The organism is Zestomonas carbonaria (genome assembly GCF_904061905.1).
GTDB lineage: Bacteria > Pseudomonadota > Gammaproteobacteria > Pseudomonadales > Pseudomonadaceae > Aquipseudomonas > Aquipseudomonas carbonaria.
In genome coordinates, this window is the sequence record NZ_CAJFCI010000098.1 from 1 (window position 1) to 538 (window position 538).

A 538-nucleotide genomic window follows, 5' to 3' on the forward strand; every position below is an offset into this window, starting at 1 on the left:
CGAGGCCGATATCTGGTTCCAGCAGGCCCGCGCCTACGAGAAGCAAGACAACGAAGCCAACGATGCGGAAATGGTCCGCCTGTACCAGCAAGCCAGCGAACGCGGGCACTACAAGGCCATCAACAACCTGGCGATCTTGTATTCACGGGGAGTTGGCGTTCCACGGGATGAAGGCAAGGCTGTCGAGATGGTCGAGCGCTTGATCCGTATGGACGCTCCCCATGGTTACTACCAGATGGGAATTTTTCTGGAACAGGGTATCGGCGTCAGGCCCGATAAGATCGCCGCCATGGCCTACTACCGTAAAGCTGCCGACCTCGGCAACCGCTATGGACAATGGGCCATCGGCGATGAGCTTCGAAGAACCTTTGCTCGACTGCCTGAGCCCGAACGAACCCGGGGGAAAAACATTGGCAAGCAGATGCTCGAATGCGCCTTATCACAGGAGCTCCCAGAGGCAGGATACTCATTGGGCATGGAGTACCTGATCAACAGGCCTGGTGAACAGGATACACATACGGCCTTATTGTATTTCCAG

Annotated in this window: 1 protein-coding gene; it reads left to right on the forward strand. The window is 56.3% G+C overall.

The window, feature by feature from the left end:
- Positions 1–538, forward strand: a 538-nt coding sequence (locus tag PSEWESI4_RS24625; protein ID WP_187673880.1) for a tetratricopeptide repeat protein, incomplete at both ends; no start/stop codon positions are given.